At 69.5% G+C, this 16,040-nt stretch carries 16 protein-coding genes and 3 pseudogenes; 7 read left to right on the forward strand and 12 right to left on the reverse strand.

All coding sequences use genetic code 11. From position 1 onward, the window contains the following. From IEZ19_RS46495 to IEZ19_RS46510, 4 genes and pseudogenes are all read right to left on the reverse strand, one after another. Positions 1 to 933: pseudogene (locus IEZ19_RS46495) on the reverse strand (ATP-binding protein); the annotation flags it as partial. 23 nt (positions 934 to 956) lie between these two features. After that, positions 957 to 1,640 carry a Pvc16 family protein gene (locus IEZ19_RS46500; RefSeq protein ID WP_189317433.1) on the reverse strand — a complete coding sequence of 228 codons (684 nt, stop codon included), beginning with the start codon at positions 1,638 to 1,640 and terminating at the stop codon, positions 957 to 959. Between the two features lie 154 nt (positions 1,641 to 1,794). After that, positions 1,795 to 2,463, reverse strand: a complete 669-nt coding sequence (locus IEZ19_RS46505; RefSeq protein ID WP_229841631.1) for a response regulator transcription factor — start codon at positions 2,461 to 2,463, stop codon at positions 1,795 to 1,797. Positions 2,464 to 3,140: 677 nt separating this feature from the next. Then, on the reverse strand, positions 3,141 to 3,341 hold the full coding sequence (locus IEZ19_RS46510; protein WP_189317435.1) for a hypothetical protein: 201 nt from the start codon (positions 3,339 to 3,341) through the stop codon (positions 3,141 to 3,143). A gap of 65 nt (positions 3,342 to 3,406) precedes the next feature. Here IEZ19_RS46510 and IEZ19_RS46515 point away from each other — a divergent pair, with 65 nt between their 5' ends. Next, positions 3,407 to 3,691 carry a hypothetical protein gene (locus IEZ19_RS46515; RefSeq protein WP_189317436.1) on the forward strand — a complete coding sequence of 95 codons (285 nt, stop codon included), beginning with the start codon at positions 3,407 to 3,409 and terminating at the stop codon, positions 3,689 to 3,691. A gap of 227 nt (positions 3,692 to 3,918) precedes the next feature. Here the strand turns inward: IEZ19_RS46515 and IEZ19_RS46520 are convergent, their stop codons facing one another. The 4 genes and pseudogenes from IEZ19_RS46520 to IEZ19_RS54010 all read right to left on the reverse strand — a co-directional run. After that, complete coding sequence (locus IEZ19_RS46520; RefSeq protein ID WP_189317437.1) at positions 3,919 to 4,599, reverse strand: nitroreductase family protein; 681 nt, start codon at positions 4,597 to 4,599, stop codon at positions 3,919 to 3,921. 45 nt (positions 4,600 to 4,644) lie between these two features. Further along, positions 4,645 to 5,229: a TetR/AcrR family transcriptional regulator gene (locus tag IEZ19_RS46525; protein WP_189317438.1), complete on the reverse strand. Its 585-nt coding sequence runs from the start codon at positions 5,227 to 5,229 to the stop codon at positions 4,645 to 4,647. Beyond that, complete coding sequence (locus IEZ19_RS46530) at positions 5,219 to 6,355, reverse strand: MFS transporter (RefSeq protein ID WP_189317439.1); 1,137 nt, start codon at positions 6,353 to 6,355, stop codon at positions 5,219 to 5,221. The genes IEZ19_RS46525 and IEZ19_RS46530 overlap by 11 nt, the downstream gene beginning before the upstream one ends. A gap of 316 nt (positions 6,356 to 6,671) precedes the next feature. Continuing rightward, positions 6,672 to 6,970 (reverse strand): annotated as a pseudogene (locus IEZ19_RS54010) (IS110 family transposase); the annotation flags it as partial. A 1,223-nt stretch (positions 6,971 to 8,193) separates the two neighbouring features. On the opposite strand from IEZ19_RS54010, the gene IEZ19_RS46535 reads away from it, so the two are divergent. The 5 genes from IEZ19_RS46535 (at position 8,194) to IEZ19_RS46555 (ending at position 12,701) form a co-directional block, all read left to right on the forward strand. Then, positions 8,194 to 9,957, forward strand: coding sequence for a sensor histidine kinase (locus IEZ19_RS46535; protein WP_189317440.1), 1,764 nt, complete (start codon positions 8,194 to 8,196; stop codon positions 9,955 to 9,957). Positions 9,958 to 10,074: 117 nt separating this feature from the next. Next, entirely contained in the window at positions 10,075 to 10,494 is a 420-nt protein-coding gene (locus IEZ19_RS46540; protein WP_229841632.1) for a roadblock/LC7 domain-containing protein, read from the forward strand. Next, on the forward strand, positions 10,491 to 10,847 hold the full coding sequence (locus IEZ19_RS46545; RefSeq protein WP_189317442.1) for a DUF742 domain-containing protein: 357 nt from the start codon (positions 10,491 to 10,493) through the stop codon (positions 10,845 to 10,847). Before IEZ19_RS46540 ends, IEZ19_RS46545 begins: the two co-directional genes overlap by 4 nt. Further along, a complete protein-coding gene (locus IEZ19_RS46550; RefSeq protein WP_189317443.1) occupies positions 10,828 to 11,442 on the forward strand; it encodes a GTP-binding protein in 615 nt (204 codons plus the stop codon). Before IEZ19_RS46545 ends, IEZ19_RS46550 begins: the two co-directional genes overlap by 20 nt. Then, positions 11,439 to 12,701 (forward strand): cytochrome P450, encoded by a 1,263-nt coding sequence (locus tag IEZ19_RS46555; protein WP_189317444.1) that lies wholly within the window; start codon positions 11,439 to 11,441, stop codon positions 12,699 to 12,701. Before IEZ19_RS46550 ends, IEZ19_RS46555 begins: the two co-directional genes overlap by 4 nt. A gap of 87 nt (positions 12,702 to 12,788) precedes the next feature. Here IEZ19_RS46555 and IEZ19_RS46560 read toward each other — a convergent pair whose 3' ends face one another. Both IEZ19_RS46560 and IEZ19_RS46565 read right to left on the reverse strand, forming a co-directional pair. Further along, a complete protein-coding gene (locus tag IEZ19_RS46560) occupies positions 12,789 to 14,015 on the reverse strand; it encodes a cytochrome P450 (RefSeq protein WP_189317445.1) in 1,227 nt (408 codons plus the stop codon). Between the two features lie 333 nt (positions 14,016 to 14,348). Next, positions 14,349 to 14,681, reverse strand: coding sequence for a MerR family transcriptional regulator (locus IEZ19_RS46565; protein ID WP_229841633.1), 333 nt, complete (start codon positions 14,679 to 14,681; stop codon positions 14,349 to 14,351). 182 nt (positions 14,682 to 14,863) lie between these two features. On the opposite strand from IEZ19_RS46565, the pseudogene IEZ19_RS46570 reads away from it, so the two are divergent. Then, positions 14,864 to 15,199, forward strand: a pseudogene (locus tag IEZ19_RS46570) (alcohol dehydrogenase catalytic domain-containing protein); the annotation flags it as partial. Positions 15,200 to 15,209: 10 nt separating this feature from the next. Here the strand turns inward: IEZ19_RS46570 and IEZ19_RS46575 are convergent. Then, positions 15,210 to 15,704, reverse strand: a complete 495-nt coding sequence (locus IEZ19_RS46575; protein WP_189317446.1) for a MarR family winged helix-turn-helix transcriptional regulator — start codon at positions 15,702 to 15,704, stop codon at positions 15,210 to 15,212. A 70-nt stretch (positions 15,705 to 15,774) separates the two neighbouring features. Then, on the reverse strand, positions 15,775 to 15,906 hold the full coding sequence (locus IEZ19_RS52875; protein WP_268248779.1) for a hypothetical protein: 132 nt from the start codon (positions 15,904 to 15,906) through the stop codon (positions 15,775 to 15,777). Between the last annotated feature and the right edge of the window lie 134 nt (positions 15,907 to 16,040).

A 16,040-nucleotide genomic window follows, 5' to 3' on the forward strand; every position in this document is an offset into this window, starting at 1 on the left:
CGACAACGCCCTACCCACAGCAGAGATCAAGACAGCGTGTTGATTCTCTGCGGGCCCCAGTTTGGCGGGTTGCTCGGGCAGGCTGGGGACGATGACGGCCTGCCCACTGAGCCTGGCCTCCCGCAGCAGGTCCGCGACGTGGTCCTCGGGGCCGGTGAAATGCAGCGCCGGGACGCCCGCGAGGCGCAGCGCCGCGGCGGCGCAGGCCAGCCCGTCGCCCTCGTGGCGCTCGCGCAGGTAGACGGTGAGCGGGGCACCGGCGGCGAGTCGGGCGGCCAGCCGGTGCACGAAGCGGCCGAACTCGTCGTCCGGGAACAACTCCTGGCCGTCGTACGGCCGCAGCGGCGCGGGCAGCGGGTGAAGGTGCCCGGCGAGCGCCGCGTCGGGCGTGTCGTCGCCGAGCAGATGGGCCACGACCCGGTCCGGGACGCGCAGCGACCGCCCGGCGAAGGGCCGATCGGGCTCCTCCACCGCCAGCAGCCCGAGCCTGGCCAGCGGCGCCGTGGAATGCAGCCGGGACCGGGCGCTCGGCGAGAGGAGCCGGGCACCCACCAGGTCCAGGGCGAGCGAGACGGTGGCGCGGCGCCGGCTGACGTCGTCGTTGAGATAGCCGTAGAGCTGCTCGAAGGCGCGGTCCAGGTCGGGGGCGAGCGCGATCAGCAGCAGCGCGGCGTCGAGCTCGGTCAGCCCGAGCCGCGCCGACAGCTCCGCCAGCCGGTCCTGCGGCGGCCCGTCGAGGTCGGTCAGCACCGGCTCCGCCGGCTCCACGGGCCGCAGGAGATGCTGCACCGCCTCCTCCGGCAGATACAGCCCGCGCAGCGGATCGCCGGCCGTGGGGTCGTTCGCAGAACGCTGCCCCACGATCTGGGCGACGCGCTCGCGCAGGGCCGCGAGCCGGGCGACGAGGGCGGCGGCGGGGCCGGACTCCGTCATCTCGTACGCCGGTGTCCACGTGGTCACCGGACCGGTCCCGCCCCTCGCTCGCGCACGGCCATCGCGCGGGCCTCCCTGGCCGCCGCCACCTGCGCGGGGCGGTGGGCGCGCTCCTCGGTGACCGGGGCGGCCTCGTCCAGGGTGCGCACGCGGACCGCGGCGCCCTCGGTGACGGGCGGACCGGCGTCGTACTCGGGGAAGGCCGGGAAGGGCGCGGTGACCACGAGGTCGAGCGAGGGCTTGAGTTCACCGCCGAGGGCGGACCAGATCTCCGCCAGCGACCGCGACTCCGTCTGGATGCCCGCCACCGACAGCGGCACCGTCAGCCCCAAAGCGCCCAGTGCGCCCGGGAGTTCGGAGGGCGTGAGCAGCTCGCGCGGGATCAGCGTGGCCAGCACGGCGGACAGCAGGCGGTGTTCGTCCTGTGGCTGCTTCGTCCACGCCGTCACCAGGTACGACAGCCGGAACCAGCGCGGCGGCTGGCGGCGCTTGACCACCACGTCCCGCTCGTCGACCACCGGCATATGCCCGCGCTGACGGCGGTGGACGTCCTCCCGGATGTCGTACAAGTAGGCATTCACCGTGGGAGAGTTGCGGCGGGCCGCCCAGTCGCGGGTCGGGGCGTCGAACGCGACGTCGACGCCGGAGCCCGCCAGCGCGCCGCCGCCGAGCAGGTCCTTCAGGACCTCGTCCACCTCGTGGATCACTGTCTTGCTCCCGCCTCGCGGTGCTCGGCACCGCACGAAACCTGCCGCCGTATCCGATCCTGCCTCCTGCCCGGGCCACCGCCGCAAGCACGCAAGGGACGGCGAAGGGGCAGACTGCGCTGCCCCGAAGGGCCTGACAGGGATGCCCTGGTGGTCAGATGTAGCCTTCCCGCAGGGCATACGCGACCGCGTGCGTTCGGTTGCGCAGATGCAGCCGAGTGGTCAGCCCGTGGATCACGTTCTTGACCGTGCGTTCGGAGTAGGACAGCTTGCTGGCGATCTCACTGGTGTCGAGCCCCTCGGCCACCAGGCGCAGTGCGTCCACCTCACGCGGGGTCAGCCCCGAGGACGGGCTGCCGGTGCGGCCTGCGGCGCTGCGGTGCAGCGTGCCCGCCTGGCTGATCAGCCGACCCAGCAGGTCGGCCGGGAGATCCCCGTCACCACGCGCGGCCGCCAGCACGGCCCGTGTCAGACGCGTCGCGGTCGCTTCGTGTCGCCACACGATCGCGCCGACTCCGGACTCGATGACCTCCAGCAGATCGCCCTCGCGGAGCGAACTGACGACCAGCACCGCTCGCGCTCCCTCGCTGCGCACCAGGTGGCGCAGCCGGGTCAGCGTGCCCTCGTCCAGGGCGTCGCCGACGAGCAGCGCCACCGTGCCAGGGGCCGAGGCGTTCTCCTCTCGGAGTTCGATCTCCGGGAACCGGCGCAACTGGCTGATCGTGCCCTCGCGCAGGATCGGGTCGAGGGCGTGCACCGCCACGGGTGTCCGCTCGGGTGCGCCGGCCGTGCCGGAACATGCGGTCCGCGATGAGCTGAACAAGCGTTTCCCCCTATGTCCAGGTGCCGGCCACCTTCCGAAGCCGGTGACAGGCATGCCCGGTGCCCCGAAGTCCTGCGGTGCGCCACGTACGTTTGAGATCCGGCTCGTGCGGCTGCACAAGCAAACCCTCCATACGCGAGGGCCGGTCATCGCCCACCACGTTGACCAGCGGGTACGCCCAGCAGGTCTCCTATGTATAGAACGTTCGCTCCAAAGGTAGCCATGCCAGATCGTGGCTGTCAATACCGAACGTTCTATCTTGTGATGTCAGGTGGGGGTGGGGCGAGCCGCCTCGGCGGTCGCGTTCGTGCAGATTGGTGGGGCTGGGCAGGGGCAGCGGTTCCTCCTCCGACAGCTCAGAACTGAACGCGGGGGCCAGCGACAGGTCCGGCTCGCCGGTCCGGCGACGTGCACGGCATGCGCGTGCTGCGCGCCCGCTGCGCCTTGGGTGACGCCGCGGTGCCCTTCGCCGCCGTCCTGCAGCTCCTGGCCCGGTTGGGGTTATCGGGACACAGCCGGCCCAGTGCGGTGCCCGGCGGCAGTGAGTGAAACGGGCATGCTGCTATGGCGGTTGCTGCGCGAGCACGCCGAGGCGGCACCGCTGCTGCTCGCCGTGGACGACGTCCACCTCGCCGACGGGCCCTCCTGCCGCTGGTGGAGATTGCCCGGCAGGCGGATCAGCCCGGCCTGCCCATCCTGCTGGCCGTCACCGAACGCAGCCAGCACGACATCGACCAGCCCGCCCCGGGGTGCAGCCACAGCCTCTCGCCCGCCCTCGTGCGCACCTGCACGCTCGCCCCGCTCACCGCGGACGCGGCGGCCGAGCTGGTGCGCGCGGTCTTCCCGCAGGCACCCGCCGGCTGGGTCGCCGACTGCACCCGATGCACCAGGCGTTGCTCAACACTGCGCCGACATCGCGGCGGCACGCGGCGAGTACGGCCGGTTGCCGGCCGAACCGCCCCTGCTGCCCGGGACTGGTCCGGCCAACGAGCACGCCCACACCCTGATCGCCCCGGTGGCATGCGGCCGCACCGCCGCGGCACGCCGCACCGCCGACGGCTTCGACCTGCGGGAGACGCCCGACTCCTGGGAGCTCGACTGGTTCCGGTACGCGCGCGGGGTGCAGCGTGCCGCCTACGGGGCACGGGAAACCTGCGGAGCTGGTGACACCCCCCGGGCCGTGCACTCGACAAGGGGAGGTAGTCATGCCAACTCCGAAGGCCGGTGACCCTGTTGCGGGGCTATGAAGACGGTAATGGGGGGCAGGGCGGAGGGGTGGCTGGGGCCTCAAGATCCTTATTCTTGCTGGCCAGAGACACTTTCCGCCTGTCCGGCCAGCTAGAACACCGGCCCTTCATGGAAAGCGCGAGGTTATCGAGGACGGCACACCGTCTCCGGCCTTGACGGTTTCCGCTGCCCTACGGGGATCTCCGCCGGCCAGGGCGTCGAGGACAGCTACCAGCGGTTCCAGTGGCTGAAATTCCTGTCATCGGCCCGCGGGGCCGGCTTGAAGTCGGTGCCGATCGTGTAGGCGATGGGGGTCAGCGCGACTTGGACGGTGTTGTCGAACGGGAGGCCGAGCAGGTCGGCCATCTCGCGCTCATAGGTGAGGTGAGCGACGGTCCACGCCGTTCCTAGGCCGCGTTCCCGCGCGGCGAGCATGAAACTCCAGGTCGCGGGAATAACCGAGCCCCAGTTGTGCGCCTGCCCGCGGGTCGAGTCCATTTCCTCGCGGCGAGCGACCCGCACCACCGGGATCATCAGCACCGGCACCTCGTGCAGATGCTGGACCAAGTGGCCGAGGCTGCCCCGAATCCGTGCCCACTCCGACGAGGCGAAGCTCATCCGGGTCGGAAGCGGAGCGGGGTTGTGCTCGTCGGGAGCGCCGGCCATGAGCCCGGCTCGCCAGATGTCGGCCGCCTTCGCCTTCGTCGCCGGATCGTCGATGAAGATGAAGTCCCACTGCTGCTGGTTGCGGCCGGTCGGTGCCTGGGTGGCGACCTTCACGGCTTCCTGGATCAGGTCCCGCGGAACGGGTCGGGTCAGGTCGAGGCGCCTGCGAACCGCACGCGTGGTGGTGAGGACCTCATCGGCAGTGAGCCCGAGGGCCTGGTAGGCCGGACTGCTGTTGTTCACTGTGTTGCTCCTGGTCGGGATCAAGGGATAAGGGTTCCGCGGTGGCTAAGGCGCCTTCCGCGTGACGGGCAGCACCGCGTCGAGCAGGGCGGCCGCCGCATCGCGCGCGGCACGCACCACCGTGGGGTCGTGGTCCATGTGAAGAGACTGCGCGGCCCCGTCCCACAAGGCGTGCAGTTGCATCGCCAACGTCGACGGGTCGGCTGCGCCCGCCTCTGCCGCCAGGTCGGCGAAGGTCTTGCGGATCCACCTGCGATAGTCCGAGGCGGCGGTGTCCACGCCGCCCGCGTGCGACTCGGCGGTGGCGCGGGCGAAGGCGCATCCGCGATATGTGCTGTCGGCGGCGAACTCGGCTTGAACGTCGAATGGCGCGAGCATCCTCGCGCGTGGGGCGCGGTGGCGTGCGATAGCGCGTTGGAAGTGCTCCCTCATGGCATCGTGTCGGTCCCGCAGGTAGGCGGCGACCAGCTCGTCCTTGGAGCCGAAGGCGTCGTACAGACTGGCCTTCGCCACCCCTGCGCGTTCGAGGAGTCGACCGATGCCGACGCTTCGGATGCCCTCCTGGTAGAACAGGTCCGCGGCGGCGGCGAGGAGCCGCTCGCGAGGTGTACCGTCCGCGTCAATCTGCATCTGACTCAACCTTCCCTGTGGCACGCACGACCGTCACCAAGGCGGCGGCGCTGAGGACCGCCAACACTATGGCCAAGCCCGCCGCTACCCGGGTGAGCGGTATCCCCACACTCGTCAAGGCGCCCGGCACGATCGCGGCGGCACCGAGGCCCAGGTAGGCGACGACGAAGACGGCAGCCATCAACGCCGGTCTGTCGCGGTCCGACGAGCCCGCGGTCACCAGACGGATGGGGCCCTGGAAGCCAGGACCGTATCCCATGCCTGCTATCACGCCGGCAGCCAGGTAGAGGCCGACCGAGCTCAGCGCGAGCGCTGCGACCGTTACGCCGAGACCGGCGAGCGTCATGAGCAGGCCGACGATGGTGACCGCTCGGCCGCCGACGTGGCGCAACGCCACAGTCATCACCGTCGCGGTGCCCAACAGCGTGAACAGCGGAAGCGCGCTCTGCCAGCCGGAGGCTCCGGGCACCAGCGCTCGCAACAAGGCCGGACTCAGCGCTGCGTAGAAGCCGGACAGGCCCCAGACCACGAAGACCACGGGCGCGCACCTGATGAAGGCCGCGCGGGCGTGAGGAGGCACGGCGACACGCGGTTTGAGCGACAGCACCGCGATCGGCTGCCGGCCCGTGTCCGGGAGCAGGCGCAGGACCAGGACCCCTTGAGCCAGGAGTATCGAGGCCAGGACCAGGTAGATCGTGTGCGTGGGGCCGGGAGCGTACTGGATAAGGAAGCCGCTCAGCAGCGCCCCGATCCCGCTGCCGGTGCCTGGCGAGGCGGCGCTCGCGATCGGGCCGCGCTCCTTGTCGGACTCGATCATGAGGGCCGACAAGGTCCCGAACGCGACGCCCGAGGCCAGCCCCTGCAGCGCCCTGCCGATGAAGATCGGCACGAACGAGCCAGCGAGGGTGAACATGGCGAGGGCGATCACCTGGCCGCCGATAGACGTGAGCAGTACCGCTCGGCGCCCGAAACGCTCAGACAGCCTGTCCAGCCACAGCAACCCGCCGATGACCGCCACCGCGTAGGTGGCGAACGCGATCGTCCCGATCAGCGCGCTGGCATGCCACGCCGACTCGTACGTCTGGTACAGCGGGCTCGGTGCGTTCGCGCTCGCGAGGAAGAGCACGACGATGGAGCTCGCGAGCACGAGCGTGCCGGCGCCGCCAGGTACGTCCTGTCCGCCCCGGCAGGGCGCTGGGACCTCAAGCGACGTGGCCGCGTGGACGCTGCGGGATGCCAACTGCCCTCTCCTTCAGACAGACCGGTCTGTACGGATCGAAGCTAGCAACAGACAGACTGGTCTGTCCAGGCAGAGTGGGTGGTTCTCTTCTGGCGCGCGACGGACGCCCCGGCATCTCGCCCGCCCTGTTGCGATGAGCCGGTCTGGTGTCAGTGGGTTGGTGTCAGAGGTCATCCGCTTTCCGAACGTGATCGTTTGGTTCGCGGTTGTCCCCGATCTCGGCGAGGACCCGGGCGACGAGCTGGGTGCCGAGCCCGGGGAAGCTCAGGGTCACGTCAGCGTCCGGGTGCTGAGGGAACGCTTCCTCCACCGCCTCGGCGAGGTCGTCGGTGGCGACGCAGGCGGCCCCAGCCGGCCCAGAAGGGCGAGCATCTGCTGGCCGAGTGCGTCCTCGAGCGGCGGCTGGTGGGCAGAGTCGCCGCGGAAGACTTCACGGATCCGCTCGGCCTCGGCCTCGATGCCGCGTTTACGGCCGGCTCGCTTGAGTGCGCAGGTGATCTGCCTGTGCGGGAGCTCGGACGGCTCGGGCGTATCGAGAGGTCACCGTGTGGTGGGCTCACACCGCGCACCAACGAGTGGTCAAGGCAAGGGGTGTTGACGCTCGACGGCGCCGGGCATCGCCGCTCTGCACGGAGGCGTCGTGGCCGTTAGGGCACAGGCGTCCGCCCGGCGCCCACGAGGGACAGCCCCTCGCTTTACGGTGGTGGCCGCGAGGACGCCGAACGCCGCCGCTGTGTTGTGAGACGTCGGGGTCAGGGCCTCAACGCCTCGGGGGTCACTCGCGTGAAGGAGGGCTTTGCGTAACCGCGGTACCGAATGCTGCCGTGATGTCCGCTCATCTCCAGCGCCGACTCCTCTGAGGAAGATCCCGCTGCGCCGTGTCGGGATGTTGTCGTTCCGCTCGATGATCTTCATCGTGACTCCGCTGGCGGTCTCCAACCCGGGTGAGGCCGAGGAGGCGTCGAGAAGGAGAGAGGCGTCCTTCACATGAGTCTTCTTCACGCGCGTTGGGGGGCTCCCGTCCACCCACCGATGCGAGGACGGAGACATCAGTGCATGTCTGACCTGTGGGTTTGAACGTCGGCAGGCAGTGCGATGCGCTTCGGCAGGAGCGTTTCCCCCAGCCGGTCGCTGCGCAGAGCGCGCGTGTTTCGCTCACTTCGCCGGAGGCCGCTGTCGCGTCGACGTGCTCTTCGCGATGTTCCGCGACGGCACTTTCTGCGAACCACCGACCCCGATCACCCCTTGACCAAAGTCATAGGGGCACCCCCGTGTCGAGAGGCCGAGGCCGGAGCACCCTCCCCGGCCTCCGTGATGACTGACCGAGTCGACGCGTGTCACCTCCCTCTGGTGTCGCACCCCGGCGCAAACTTGGCTGGAACTGTTCACCTTTTCTCCGGCTGGACGCCGAAGGACTTCGATCCACCGCCCCGGGTATGCCTCAAAAGGCTGTCTTGACAGACGTAGACAACTGGCCACGGCCAACCGGAGCGAATGGTCGGACAGTTACCACGGATGGTCTGTGCAGCGTCAACTTCGCGACAAACTTGGGTAGTTGGCGGAGTATGCCGGTTGCGGGATCTCGGCGTGCACAAGGATGGCTAGCATGAGCCCGGTCGGGGTTCCGGAAGATCACTGTCACCTTGGCGATTCATCCCGGGCCTGCGGCTGTCATGTGTCGGCCACCCCGTCTCTTCTCCTCCTGACGACTTAGGGACTGCGGAATGTCCGTGCCTGCACCACCCAGTCAGCACCGGCAGCGAAAAGCGCCACGCAAGCTGCCGACCGTACCGCTGGTCGTGCTGGTGGCGAGTACCGTGGCCGCAGGCGCGGCGGCTGCGTCGGCCCCCGCGGCCGCTCGCGGCTGGGCACTGACCACGGCTCTCATCGGCTGGCTCTGGGTGTCCGTCACCGTCGTTGTCAGTGCGTTGACGCTCCGGCGCGTCCGTCGGAGTTCCGTCGGACAGAGCACCGAAAACGCAAACCTCGAAGCCCAGTTGGCGAAGCAGGCGGCGGAGACGGCGCACTTGGTGAACGCCACCCTGCCGGCCGTGGCGAAGCGGCTGCACGATGGGGCGACGGTGACCGAGGCCCTGGCCAACGTGCCGTCGCCGTCCGATCCCCAACTGCGCCAGGTCGCCGAGACCTTCTGCTCTCTGCTGGAGCAGGCCGTACAGGAGGCCGCGGCTCTGGACGCCGAACGGCACGAGGCCCGGCAGGAGCGAGCCCGAGCCTCCGAGGAACTCGAGCGACTGACCGCCAAGACCCTGCCGTCCGTGGTCGCCAAACTCCACGACGGCGGCACCGCCGACACGGTGCTCGCCGAGCTGGACCTGCCGAAGACCCCCCTGTTGCGCGCTCCGGTGGAGTCCTTCGTGCGTGAACTCGCCCACAGCGAGCGGCGGGCGGCGGCCGCGCAGGCCGCTTCGGCGAAGGCCCTGAGCCGGGTGCAGGCCAAGGCCGTCAGCATGCTCGCCGACCTGCGGGACATGCAGGAGCGGCACAGCGAGGAGGTCTTTGGAGATCTCCTCAAGCTGGACCACAGCACATCGCAGCTCGGCCTCATGACCGACCGGCTCGCCCTGCTCATGGGCGGCCGCACCAGCCGTGCCTGGAATAAGCCGATCGTGATGGAGAGCATCCTGCGTGGCGCGGTCGGCAGGATCGCCGCGTACCAGCGGGTCCGGCTGCATTGCTCGACGAATGCTGCGGTCTCCGGGTTCGCGGCGGAGGGCGTCATGCACCTGCTCGCCGAACTGATGGACAACGCTGCCAACTTCTCGCCGCCGATCGACGAGGTCCACGTTTACGTGGAAGAGCGCAGCGCCGGTCTCGTCGTCACGATTGAGGACAGCGGCCTGAAGATGGCCGACGCGGCCATGCGCCACGCTGAACAGGCGGTTGCCGGGCGCGTGAGGGACCTCGCCTCACTGCAGGGAACCCGCCTCGGACTGGCCGTCGTCGGGCGGCTGGCCGTCAAGTACGGCATTAGTGTCAACTTCCGGCCGTCGTCGCGTGGCGGCACTGGTGTCGTCGTGCTGCTGCCTCCTCAACTGCTGGCCCAGCAGCGGGATTCCGCGCCGAGGGATCCCGCCCGCCGCCCCACCGCGGCCGCACCCACGCCCGGCCCGGCGCCGGTCCGGGAGTCGGCATCGACCGATCGGCCCGATCCCGCCACGGACCGGACCGCCGGCCGCCCGGAACACCCGGAGCAGAGCGCGCGCCGTCGCACCGAGGACTCCACGCCGAACGGCCTGCCCGTCCGCGCGCCCGGCCACACCATGGCCGAAGCCGAGCGTGAGCGCCTGCAGCGTTCGGGGACGGCCGACGGCACCGAGAAGGACAGGGCCCGGGACGCGCTGGCTGACCGGCGCGCCACGGCCCGCGATGCGGGCTCGACCTTCGGCGCCTTCCACCGCGGCCGTCGGTCCGGCAGCGGCGGCACATCCGACACCCCTGCCGATCCCGGCCCGCTCGAAGCCGAGTAGTCCACGCTCTTCCCCTCCGGCGCCCGGGGCCCTGGCGCCGACCCCCACCTGAGTTCGCGAGATTGGAGGAACGGGCCGGTGACCGGACTATCGGGCACAACCGTCCCCACACCTACGATGCAGACCACCGACAACAGTCTCACCTGGCTTCTGCAGAGCCTTCTGGAGCGCACCCCCGGCACACGGCATGCCCTGGTCCTGTCCCGGGACGGGCTCAAGCTCTGCTGGAGCGAACATCTGACGCTCGATCAGGCCGACCAGCTGGCAGCGATCTGCTCCGGAATCCAGGCCCTCGCCCAGGGTGCCTCCGTCGAGTTCGGCGACGGCAGCGGCGGCGTCCGGCATTCCATGACCGAGTTCCACGGCGGACTGCTCTTCATCGTGGAGGCCGGTGCGGGAGCGCATCTGGCGGTTCTCGCCGAGGAGGACGCCGACCCGGGCGTAGTGGGTCACCAGATGACCGAACTCGTCGAACAGATCGGTGAGCATCTGCGGGCCGAGCCGCGCGGCACGGTCCAGGGGAGCGCCTCCTCGTGACGCGAAGGCCTGTGGACACCGGTGATCCGGACCGGCTCTACACGGTCACCGGCGGACGCAGCCGGGCTGACGACTCCTTCGACCTGGTCGCCTTGGTTGTCAGCGAGTGTGAGCCCACTGCGGGAATGCAGTCGGAACACCTCCGGATCCTCGAACTGTGCAGGCATCCGACGGCCGTGGTCGAGGTCGCCGCGGAGCTGAGGCTGCCGATCACGGTCGTGCGCATCCTGCTCAGCGACCTTCTCGCCATGGGCAGGATCACCGTCCGTCATCCGCAGATGGCGCAGTCCGCCGCTTCACTTCCCCATTCCGCCCTTCTCAAGGAGGTGCTCCGTGGGCTCCACAATCTCTGAGCTGCCGTCCCGACGCACGCCCCTGGCCGATGCTGCCGACACAGGACTGAAGATCGTCATCGTGGGCGGATTCGGGGTCGGCAAGACGACCTTGGTCCGCTCCGTCAGCGAGATCCGGCCGCTCAACACCGAAGAGCTGATGACCCAGGCCGGCGTCGGCGTCGACGAGACGACCGCGGTGGCGGCGAAGACGACCACCACGGTGGCGTTCGACTTCGGACGGATCAGCCTCAACGAGCGCATGGTCCTGTATCTGTTCGGCGCCCCAGGGCAGGAACGCTTCTGGTTCCTGTGGGACCGGCTGTTCTCCGGCACGCTCGGCGCCGTCGTCCTGGTCGACACGCGGCGGATGAACGACTCCTGGTACGCCATCGACCGGTTGGAACACCACAAGACACCGTTCGTGGTGGCCGTCAACCGGTTCGACGACGCCGCCGGACACTCCCTGGACGAGATCCGCCAGGCCCTCGCACTGCCCGACCACGTGCCGCTGATCGACTGCGACGCGCGGGTCAGGTCGTCCGGCAAGGATGTGCTGATCACCCTCGTGGACTACCTCTACACACAGGCCATGGCCCAGGAGACGACACCGTGACCGACACCAGTTCCCCTGCCCCGCGCACGGCTCCTCCCGGCTGCCCCGCTCACCCGGGTGCCGTGCGCCTGGCCGGCCTGGAGTATCAGCAGACACCGGCGCAGCTGTACCGGGCCCTGCGCGGGAAGCACGGTGCTGTCGCGCCCGTTCTGCTGGACGGGGACATCCCCGCCTGGCTGGTCCTCGGCTACTCCGAGCTCTGTTACGTCACCGGTCACGACGACCTGTTCGCCCGCGACTCACGCCGCTGGAACCAGTGGGACGCCATCCCCCCGGACTGGCCGCTGCTCCCCTTCGTCGGCTACCAGCCGTCGGTACTCTTCGCCGAGGGCGACGAGCACCGGCGACGGGCCGGGGTGATCACCCAGGCTCTCGAGGGTCTCGACCAGTTCGAACTGGCCCGCGAATGCCAGCAGATCGCCGACCGGCTCATCGCCGACTTCGCCGGCAGTGGCCAGGCCGAACTCATGAGTGCCTACGCGCACGCCCTTCCCATGCGTGCCGCGGTCCAGATGTGCGGCATGCCGCACACCGGCGCGGACACCCAGCGACTCGTGGACGATCTGCGGATCTCCCTCGACGCCGCCGAGGGCGACGACCCGGTGGCGGCCTATGCGCGCGTCGGCGCGCGTATCCAGGAACTGGTCAAGGAGAAGCGGGAGAAGCCCGGCCCGGACGTCACCTCGCGGATGCTGCAGCATCCGGCCGGTCTCACCGACGACGAGGTCGTGCAGGACCTGATCTCCGTCATCGCCGCCGCTCAGCAGCCGACGGCCAACTGGATCTGCAACACCCTCCGGCTGCTGCTCACCGACGAACGGTTCGCCGTGAGTGTCTCCGGGGGTCGGCTCAGCGTGGGTGAGGCCCTCAACGAGGTGCTGTGGCTCGACACCCCGACGCAGAACTTCATCGGCCGCTGGGCCGTACGCGACACCCAGCTCGGCGGGCGGCAGATCCGGGCGGGCGACTGTCTGGTCCTGGGCCTCGCCGCGGGCAACACCGATCCACAGATCTGGCCCGATTCGCACGTCGGCGCCGAGAACGCCGCCCACCTCTCGTTCAGCAACGGAGAGCACCGCTGCCCGTATCCGGCGCCGCTGCTGGCCGACGTCATCGCGCGTACGGCGGTCGAGACGCTGCTGGAGCGGCTGCCGGATCTCGTGCTCTCGGTGGAGCCGGAGGAGCTGACGTGGCGTCCGTCGATCTGGATGCGTGGGCTGACCGCGCTGCCGGTCGAGTTCACGCCGGTGGTGCAGTGAGCGACGCGTACCGGAAGGGAGCCTGCAACCCGAGGTGCGGTCAGCAGGTCGTGCGGCCGGCTGCGCCTCGGGCGCCAGGTCGGGAATTCAGTCCGCGACCGGTGTGAAGACGACCGGCAGGGACTGCGGGCCGCGGGTGAACACGCCTTGTTCCACCGGGTCGTAGCCGTCCGCCAGCCGAATGCCGGGCATGGCGTCGAGGAGTTGACCTACCCCGGTCTCGACCTCGGCCTTGGCCAGCAGGGCGCCCACACAGAAGTGCCGCCCCAGTGCGAACGCGAGGTGGTCGGCGGCGGCGGAGAACGCGGTCGTCGTGGTGAGGTCGTCACGGAAGATGTCGAACCGGTCCGGGTCCCGGAAGCGGTCCGCGTCCCGGTTGGCGGCGCCGATGAGGCAGGTGACGGTGGCGCCCGCCGGAATCGTGCCGCCGCTGACGGTGACCTCGGTCGCCGACTGCCGCATGATCATGTGGACCGGAGGGGTGTAGCGCAGGGTCTCGGCGAAGGCCCGGGGGATCAGGCCGCGATCCTCGCGTACGGCCGCCAACTGCTCGGGATGCAGCAGCAGGTTGGCGAAGATACTGGCGATCGCCTTGTCCGTGGTCTCACCGCCTGCGGCGAGCAGCAGGCTGCAGAACGCCTTGATGTCCTCGTCGCTCATCCGCACGCCGTCGACCTCGGCGCTGCACAGCGTGGACAGCAGATCCTCGCCGGGATTCTTACGGCGCTCCTGGATGACCGGGATCATGTATTCGGCGAACTCCACCCGGGTGCGCTCCCCCGCCGCCGCCACCTCCGGGTCGCCGGCGAGGTTGCCGAGGAAGGCGATGACCGACGTGTACCAACCGTGGAACCGCTCGTGGTCGGCCTTGTCGAGTCCCAGCATCTCCGCGATCACGTTGACCGGAAAGCGCGTGGCGTAATCGGCCACCAGGTCCGCGGATCCGGTGTGCCGGAAGGTGTCGAGGAGCTCACGGGAGTTGCGCTCGATGACGGGCAGGAACTTCTCCTGGAGGTCGGCCCCGCGGAACGCCGGGGCGACGAGCGCCCGCCGGACCGAGTGCTCACGCCCACTGAGCTGAAGGATCGTCTTGCCATGCACGGGCTCGATCTGCCAGTTGTAGTTGTCGGTGGTGAACTCGCCGTTCCTGTCCTTGAAGACACGCTCCAGGTCCTCGTAGCGCGAGATGATGTAGCTCTGCGTGGGTTCGTGCCAGATCAGTGGTGCCTCTTCCCGCATCACGCGATAGGCAGGGTACGGGTCCGCGGCGAACTCGGGCGAGAGGATGTCGGGGACCTGCTGCGCGGTGGACATGGGGCTCCCATGGGTCAGTAACGGCCTTGACGCACAACGTTATTGATCACCCGGCAGCCCTGACAGCCGAGTCCTGGTCGAATCTTCAACCGCGAGCCACCGTTGGCCGAAAACAGTCTCCGCGAGGTGGTCTCAACCGGCGCGGCGCATCACGTTGCCGAGAGTCAGTGCCTGTCCGACATCAGCGGAGGGATTCCGTAAGAGTCATCACGTAATGCTGTGATGTCCGCCCGGATCCGCTGGGAGATACGCGACGACATCCACGAAGCGTTCCTCATGCTCGGATGTGCACTCATCTGCTGGCGACGCCTGCGGTCCTCGCAATAGGGGTCTCTACCGCGCATGCGTGCAGCCAGGGCCGGGATTCCGCGCTACGGCGATCACGTCGTGGAGTCGGTCGCGCACGGTGAGCAGGTCGGTGATCCGCTGGTCGACACGGACGCGCTCGGCCTCCAGCCGGTCCAGAAGCTCTGGGCTTACATGGCCCGAGTCCACACAGGGCAGTGCTTCGCGGACAGTTCTGCTCGGTAGGCCCGCGGCATAAAGCTGCTGGATCAGCCTGACCCGGCCGACGGCGGTGTCGGGATAGTGCCGCTGGCCGCCGGAGTTGCGGTCAACCTGGAGCAGGACCTGCTCCTCGTAGTAGCGCAGCGCCCGGACGCTCAACCCCCGCCTTCTCGGCGACCTCACCGATGCGCACCGATCCTCCTCCGTTCGGTCGGCAACTTGGCAGCTGACATCGGCGTCAGGTTTTAGCGTAAGCGGGCGGTGGTGCTTCGCCACACATCCCCCCAGCCCATCGGCCTCGCAGACGGCCGGCTCGGGCTCCATGAGAAAGGCAGGACGTCATGCGCGCAGCGCGCTTCCAGGAGTACGGCGGTGCAGAGAACCTGGTGATCGAGCAGGTGCCGGAACCGCATCCCGGACCCGGTGAGATCCGCATCCGCGTCGCGGCGGCCAGCGTCAATCCCATCGACTGGAAGGTGCGTGCCGGTGCGGCACGCGAGGTCCTGCCCTTGGAACTGCCTGCGATTCCAGGCCGCGATGCCGCCGGCGTCGTCGACGAGATCGGTGACGGGGTGCAGGGGGTGGATATCGGCGACCGAGTCTTCGGGCTGGGCGACGTCACCGGCGCGACAGCGGAGCTGGCCGTGCTGTCAGCCTGGGCCCATGCGCCCGCCACATAGAAGACTCTTACGCGGCGGGGGGATGGGGGTGGTGGGCGTCCTCGGTCGGGTCTGCGAACGTGTGCTGTCCGGTCCACTGACCGTCGAAGTCGGCGCGGAGCCGGGCCAGCAGCCGGGCCAGCCGGCGGACGTCCTCGTCGCCCCAGTCGGCCAGCCGTGCGGCGAGTTCCCGGGAGCGGCGGTCGGACAGTTCGGTGAGCCGGGCGTGGCCCTCGGGGGTCAGGTGCAGGATGCGTGAGCGCCGGTCGGCCGGGTCGGGCGTGCGGTCGACCCAGCCCAGTGCGGCGAGATGGGCGACGTGGCGGCTGGTGGCCGACGGGTCGACACCGAGCAGTTCGGTGAGCCTGCCGATGCGCATGGCACCGTGACGGCCGAGAACGGACAGCACCGTGGCGGAGCCGTCGGAGCAGCCGGCCGGAACGATCCGGCCCAGCTCCCGGCGTACGGAACCGACGGCGCTCAGCTGGCGCATCAGCTCCTCGTACAGGGCGTTCCCGGCCACTTGTATCTCCAATGTCCTTGTTTGAGGCAACTATGTGTTCGTGCTGTCGCCTCGGTGGTCCACCGGCGGGTCAGCGCAAAAGGCGACGGGACACGTCGGTGGTGGCCGCGGCGGGAGGTTCCTCGTCCCGGTCGGACAGGACGGTGCGGAACGCGTAGAGGGTGAAGCCGGCGGCCGGCTCGACCGTAACCGCAGGCGACACGGACAGCTCCTGGCAGACGGTCATGACATTCGGCGTGCGGCGCCGCCATGAACGAAGACGCCCTGAGGGGGTCATCCCTGTCACTGGGCGGTGTGTCGGTGTTGGCGTGTGGTTTCGCCTGTTGATGGCGGGGA

The organism is Streptomyces brasiliensis, assembly GCF_014647875.1.
Taxonomy (GTDB): Bacteria; Actinomycetota; Actinomycetes; order Streptomycetales; family Streptomycetaceae; genus Streptomyces; species Streptomyces brasiliensis.